Annotated in this window: 4 protein-coding genes and 1 pseudogene; all 5 read left to right on the forward strand. The window is 60.8% G+C overall.

Going from position 1 to position 5,135, the window contains the following annotated elements; genetic code table 11:
- Nucleotides 1-244, forward strand: a pseudogene (locus tag RMO15_RS24980) (hypothetical protein); the annotation flags it as partial.
- A 163-nt stretch (nt 245-407) separates the two neighbouring features.
- Nucleotides 408-1,544 (forward strand): LptF/LptG family permease, encoded by a 1,137-nt coding sequence (locus RMO15_RS24985; RefSeq protein WP_309719050.1) that lies wholly within the window; start codon nt 408-410, stop codon nt 1,542-1,544.
- Nucleotides 1,545-1,551: 7 nt separating this feature from the next.
- Nucleotides 1,552-3,195: a DUF3084 domain-containing protein gene (locus tag RMO15_RS24990; protein WP_309719053.1), complete on the forward strand. Its 1,644-nt coding sequence runs from the start codon at nt 1,552-1,554 to the stop codon at nt 3,193-3,195.
- Nucleotides 3,192-3,635: a hypothetical protein gene (locus tag RMO15_RS24995; protein ID WP_309719056.1), complete on the forward strand. Its 444-nt coding sequence runs from the start codon at nt 3,192-3,194 to the stop codon at nt 3,633-3,635. The genes RMO15_RS24990 and RMO15_RS24995 overlap by 4 nt, the downstream gene beginning before the upstream one ends.
- Nucleotides 3,632-5,135 (forward strand): sialate O-acetylesterase (locus RMO15_RS25000; RefSeq protein ID WP_309719058.1); only part of this gene is annotated, 1,504 nt, incomplete at its 3' end. The genes RMO15_RS24995 and RMO15_RS25000, both read left to right, overlap by 4 nt.

Genomic DNA, 5,135 nt, shown 5'->3' on the forward strand with positions numbered 1-5,135 from the left:
AGATGAGCCCTTCGCGGGAATTGACCCGAAGGCCATTGACGATATTCAGGAGATGGTGCAGCAGCTCAAAAGCCAGGGCTATGGTGTCCTTATCACCGATCACAACGCCGCCGCCACGCTGAATCTGACCGACCGGACCTACGTGATCGTGGATGGCAAAGTGGTCTTCGAAGGCACGCGCGATGAAGTCGCGCAGAACGATGATGTCCGCCGCTTCTACCTTGGGGAGAACTTCAAGCTGTGAGAAGTGCCATCTCCCCTGGATGCTCGCAGGCTCGCTCCGTCCCCTCTTCCTGGGGCGCTCGTACCTCGCTAGGAAGAGGAGCTAGAGAATACCTTCTTCCGGCGACGAAGGAGCGAAAACGGGAAGAGGGTCGCACGAGGGACGAGTGCGGGGAGATGGTTCTGTGACCCGTACGGATCGGGTGGTGCTTTTAGAGATCGTCGGGCCATTTTTTGGCTCGGTGCTGCTCTTTACCAGCCTGTTTCTGGCCGCGGGCGAGCTGCAAAAGCTGGCAGAGTTCTCGCAGAAAGGTGTCTCACCAGGCTTCTTGCTGCTGATGGTGCTCTTCACCATGCCCTATATCCTGGCCTACACGATTCCCATGGCGATGCTGCTGGCCACGCTCCTCGGTTTTGGGCGGCTCTCCAGCGACTCGGAGATCGTGGCGCTCTTTGCATCAGGGACGAGCTTTCCGCGCATCATGGCTCCGGTGGTCGGGTTCGCTCTCGCCATTGCGCTTCCGATTATCGTCATCAACCAGAGCCTGATTCCTGCCGCCAACCATAAGCGCGAGACAATGGCCATGGAGATCCGCCAGCGCGGCTCCACAGCCACAACAACAACCGAGGCTTTTACGCTCGCGGTCAAGGCGGGAGACAACCAGCAGTACATTGTGCACGCCGCAGGGGGCGTGCGTTTTGGTACAGGCGGAAAAGCCTACCTGGATCGGGTAGGGATTCTGCTCTACGAGAAAGGAATGCCCGTCGCGGCGGTGGGAGCACGACGAGCGGAGTGGAAGATTGGGACAACCTCCTGGGTACTGATTGAGGACAAGCCCGGTGAGCTCTGGATGGCGGAGAGCCAGAAGAGTGTCGTTCTTTATGGTCGCCAGATCCGGCTACGGGAAGTCGAGCTGGGCAAGCCCAAGGAGCTGGAGAGCCTGGAGGGGCGCGTCACCGAGCTCTCAACCGAAAAGTTGGCAGAGCGAGCACAGCTTCGGCACGCTGAGGGCGATCATGCGGCGGCACGCGAGGCAGAGATTGAGGCGCAGGCGAGGGTCTCGTTTCCTCTCTCGGCGCTGGTCTTTGCGATGGTAGGAGCGCCGCTGGGAATTCAGAGAACGCGCTCAGGCAAGGGGATGGGCTTTGGGCTTTCGGTATTGGTCACGTTTGTCTACTGGACCACGGTACAGATTTTTCAAGCGATCGGTAAGGGTGGGGGAATGCCTGCTCTGGTGGCCTGTGAGGTTCCCAATCTCGTGGGAATTGGTGTGGGCATCTGGCTAATCTGGCGGGTCACCCAGAGAGGCGCGGTAAACTAGGGATACCGTGAATACGACACTGCTTTTCTTTGCTCTTCTGGTACCTGTCTCGGGCTTTATTGCCTGGGCTGGGGATCGGATTGGGCATGTTATTGGCAAGCGTCGTCAGTCCCTCTTTGGGTTGCGCCCTCGGCATACTGCCACGCTCATTACGATTTTGACCGGCGTGGGGATCTCGGCTGCCTCGTTTGGAATGATGTTTCTCTCGTCGGCGAGCTTTCGGGATGTTGTCCAGCGTGGTAGCCAGCTCCGGCGCGAGAACGAGCAGCTCGGTCAGAAGATTCTGGAGTCGGGCAAGCAGGTACAGAAGCTCCAAGCGGCGGCACTTCAAGCGGAGCAGGACCGCCAGCATGCGGAGAAGGCGCGTGTCGAGGCGGCGGCACGACAAAAAGAAGCCGAGGGTAAGTTTGCCACGGCATCCCGTATTCTGACACAGGCGGAGGCGGCACTGGCGGGTGAAAAGACGCGACTGGGGCGCACCCAGGTATCGCTAGAGGCAGCAGAGAAGCAAGTGCTGCAGGCGCGTGAGGCCGTCGCCGAGGCGAAGCGGCGGCGTGAGCAAGCAAGTGCCGCGGCGCGTGTTGTGGAGGCGCGTCTGGTATCGGCTCGCGACGAAGCGAAAAAAGCACAGTCACTCGCGGGCCGTGCCACCCGTGAGTTCAATCTGGTGGTGCAGGAGCAAAAGCGGCGACTGGCAGGTCAGAAAGGCGAGCTGGCGGCTCTGGGAGTGCAGGTTGCCGACCAGATAAAGCGCCTTGCGGATCAGCAGCGCACACTGGATGAGCAGGGAGGGCAGGCGGAGCTCCAGAAGCGCGAAGTCGCGCGCCTTGCCACCGAGCTTGATACGCTAGAAGAGCAGCGCAAAGAGCTGGCGGCACGCCGCAAAGAAGCGCAGGAGTCGCTGGATGATGCTCAGTCCTCCCTCAATGAGATCTCTAAAACAACCATGGCTCTCCGTAATGGCCAGATTAGCTACCGGGTCGGTGAGGAAGTGGCTCGCTTAGGCATCACGGGCGGCAGTGAGTGGAAGGTTCACAACGCGCTGGAGGGCTTACTGACCGTGGCCTCACGGCAGGCAGAGAAGCGGGGGGCTCGCATGGCTTCGGGGGCAATCCGCGCTGTCTGGATTCCGGAGCGCCGGGTGATGGATGAAGGCGGAAAACTCCAGAGTATCGCGGAGTTTGAAGCGATTCACACGGCAGCGAAAAATATCAGCAAGTCCAAAGATGAAGTCGTGGTGGTGGTGACGGCGCTGGGCAACGCCGTGATGGGCGAGCCCGTGCCCGTGGACATTCGCACGTGGCGCAACCCGCTGATCCTGACTGCAGGCCAGCCACTGGGCGAGCTGGTGCTGGAGGGAAATCGCCCTGGTGCCGAGATCGCGGACTCTCTCTACCGTTTCTTGCGGGGTGAGGTTCACAAAAAGCTCCTGGAGGCGGGCACAATCCCCATTGGCGATGCCGGGGAGCAGAGTGTGGGGGAGACGAGTATGGCTACCCTGCTCAAGGCACTGGATGCAGTCCGTGCGATCCGTACCAAGGCCCGTGTTACTGTCCGTGCCGCCAAAGACCTGCGCGCCGCCGATCCCGTGGCGCTGGAGTTTGAGGTCAAGCCCGTCGAGCCGCCCATTATCACGATCTCCGACCGATGAGAGTGCTGGCGATAGATCCGGGAACCGCCAAGTGCGGCGTCGCAGTGGTCGAGTCCGGGCGCGTCTTGCACCAAGAGATTGTCCTCACCGAGCAGCTTCCCGAGCGCGTCGCCGCGCTACGCATCCAGTTCTCCCCAGCCACCGTTCTGCTGGGCAACGGGACGCAGAGCAAGTCTCTTATCGCCCTTCTCCCCGAAGCCCTTCTTGTCCCTGAAGCCTACACCAGTCAGCGTGCCCGCCAGCGCCTCATCGCCGCCCGCCCTTGGTGGAAACGCTGGCTCCCCCTCACCCAGCCCTACGATGACCTTGTCGCCGTGATCCTCGCTGAAGACTGGCTCAGAACCCATCCCCCCGGCCCCCTTCCCTCTACGAAGGAAGGGGGAGAGGAGGAGAGGGAGACGCAGGAATCGCGCCTCTCCTTGCCGAACTCTTTGCCATGAGACAAATGTTTTTCCTGGCTGCCGCGCTCTCGCTTGCGGCGACGGCACACGCCGATGTGAAGCTCCCCGCGATTCTCAACGAGGGCATGGTGCTCCAGCGCAATGCTCCCCTGAAGTTCTGGGGCTGGGCCGATGAGGGTGAGCAGGTGACCGTGGAGTTTCTGGGCCAGAAGAAGACCGTGACGGCCAAGAACGGAGCCTGGGAAGTGGTGCTCAAGGGCGTGCGGACGGCGGGCGGGCCGTTTCCGCTAACGATCTCGGGCAAGAACAAGATCGAGTTCAAGGATATCTTGGTTGGAGAGGTCTGGGTGTGCTCCGGGCAGAGCAATATGGAGTGGAGCCTTAAGAACTCGTTCCAGTCCGATGCGGATATCGCAAAAGCTGCCAACCCCACGATACGGCTCTTCATGGTGAAGAATGTTCGCTCGGATAGCCCTAAGCAGGATGTGGAGGTTCAGCTACCCTGGAGTGCAGCAGCGCCTGAGAGCGTGCAAGGCTTCTCTGCAGTGGGCTACTACTTCGGGCGGATGCTCAGCGAGAAGCTCGGGGTTCCGATTGGTTTAATCTCTTCGGACTGGGGCGGAACGCCCGCCGAGTCCTGGACCCCGGAGGAGCGCATTATCGGCAATGGAGCGCTCAAATCCCTTGCCGACAGCTACCCGGCTGCCTTTGCTCGCTACGACGAGCAGCGCAAAAAATGGGCGACAGACTCCGCGCAGGCAAAGCTGGAGGGCAAGACACCGCCCGCCGCGCCGCGTGCCCCGTGGCGCTACTCCGAGCTCTACAACGCCATGATCGCTCCCATTACGAAATATGGGATTCGGGGCGCAATCTGGTACCAGGGAGAGTCCAATGCCAGCCGTGCGATGCAGTACCGGGAGCTCTTTCCCACCATGATTGAGGGCTGGCGCTCCATGTGGAACAACAAAGAGATGCCGTTTTATCTGGTTCAGCTTGCGCCGTTTCAGGCCAGTGGCCCCCAGAAAACGGAGTACGCGGAATTGCGTGAGGCCCAGACACTCGCCACACAGCGCCTTCGTAACGTGGGGATGGCCATCATCACCGATGTGGGGGAAGAAAAAGACATCCACCCCAAGAAAAAGCAGCCCGTCGGGGAGCGCCTCGCACTTCTGGCACGCCGCGATATTTACAAAGAGAAATCTCTGGTGGCCCAGGGACCGACTTTTAAGAGCGCGGCTTTCAACGGCGAAAAAGCAGTGGTGAGCTTTGCCAATACCGGCACAGGGCTCCTGGCCGCTCCTGCGGACTCGAACGGTGTCGCGGTTGAGGGCGGGAAAGTCGTCGGCTTCCAGCTTGCGGGCGATGACGGCACGTTCTACCCCGCCGATGCCGTGATTGAGGGCACGGATAAAGTGGTCGTCACCTGCGCCCAAGTGCCCTTGCCCAAGGCCGTCCGCTACGCCTTTATCAACTTCCCGATCACCAACCTCTGGAACAAAGAAGGGCTACCCGCCGGGCCGTTCCGCTCAGACATTCCCA

Source organism: Armatimonas sp., from assembly GCF_031410135.1.
GTDB lineage: Bacteria > Armatimonadota > Armatimonadia > Armatimonadales > Armatimonadaceae > Armatimonas.

Coding starts and splice junctions, on each gene's coding strand:
- RMO15_RS24995 (WP_309719056.1), top strand. CDS start 3,192: ATGAGAGTGCTGGCGATAGATCCGGGAACCGCCAAGTGCGGCGTCGCA.